Here is a 1,230-nt window from a genome sequence, read left to right on the forward strand (position 1 = left end):
TGAATAGCCACCGATTTTGTAGACACCTTTTAGTTAGATAAAATGGCTAATTAACGAGGTGCTTATGAGCAGTAAACGATATACTCCAGAATTTAAAATTGAAGCAGTAAAACAGGTCACAGAGAAAGGTCATAGTGTTGCTGATGTCGCAGCGCGTTTAGGTGCGACTACACATAGTTTGTATGCCTGGATTAAACGTTATGATCCACAGCAGCCCAAGACGATAGAATCTAATGATCCAAGTGCAGAATTAGCGAAATTAAAAAAAGAGCTGCAAAGGGTCACTGAAGAAAGGGACATATTAAAAAAGGCCGCGGTGTACTTCGCAAGCCAGTCCAAATGAGGTACGCCTTTATTCAGGACAATCAGCACATATGGCCTGTTCGTCGTTTATGTTCAACGTTAGATGTTCATCACAGTGGTTATTACGCATGGTTAAAGCAACCCACCAGTAAAACTGCCAGGAAACGGCAACAGCTTTCAGGACTGATTAAACAGTTCTGGCTGGAATCTGGCGGAGTCTATGGCTATCGCAAGATTCACTGTGATTTGAAAGATGTTGGCGAAAGTTGCGGGATCAATCGAGTACATCGGCTGATGAAAGCAGATGGTCTTAAATCACAGCGTGGTTATCGTAAGCCTAGAGCTTACGCTGGTACTCCGGCTGTCATTGCCGCAAATAGCTTAAATCGACAGTTTAATCCAACTCAGCCGAACCAATTATGGGTGACGGACATTACCTATATCCGTACACATGAAGGGTGGCTATATCTTGCGGTGGTGATTGACCTGTTTTCACGTCTTGTTGTTGGCTGGTCTATGAAATCCAGAATCACGACAGATTTGGTTTTAGATGCGTTATTGATGGCTTTGTGGCGAAGAAATCCAAAGAACAAAGTCCTAATCCATTCTGATCAAGGCAGCCAATATACTAGCCATGAATGGCAGACATTTCTCAAGCATCATAATTTTGAAAGTAGTATGAGTCGTAGAGGCAATTGCCATGATAACGCTGTTGCAGAAAGCTTCTTCCAGCTATTAAAGCGGGAACGAATTAAAAAGAAAATCTACGCAACTAGAACTGAAGCAAGATCAGATATCTTTGAATATATTGAGATGTTCTATAATTCAAAACGCAGACATGGTTCCAATGGTCAGCGTTCTCCATTAGATTATGAAAAGGCCCATCAAAAGATGGTTATGTGTGTCTAGAATTTTGGTGGCTATTCA

The 1,230-nt window shown here is 41.6% G+C and carries 1 protein-coding gene; it reads left to right on the forward strand.

Annotation, left to right across the window (positions count from 1 at the left end; genetic code table 11):
• The first annotated feature begins 64 nt into the window (after nt 1-64).
• Nucleotides 65-1,212 (forward strand): IS3 family transposase gene (locus BLQ60_RS13935; protein WP_092621886.1). Its coding sequence is split into 2 segments (ribosomal slippage): nt 65-311 and nt 311-1,212, totalling 1,149 coding nucleotides; the frame shifts between segments, so codons are not numbered across the junction.
• The last annotated feature ends 18 nt before the right edge of the window (nt 1,213-1,230 follow it).

The organism is Acinetobacter marinus (assembly GCF_900096915.1).
Taxonomy (GTDB): Bacteria; Pseudomonadota; Gammaproteobacteria; order Pseudomonadales; family Moraxellaceae; genus Acinetobacter; species Acinetobacter marinus.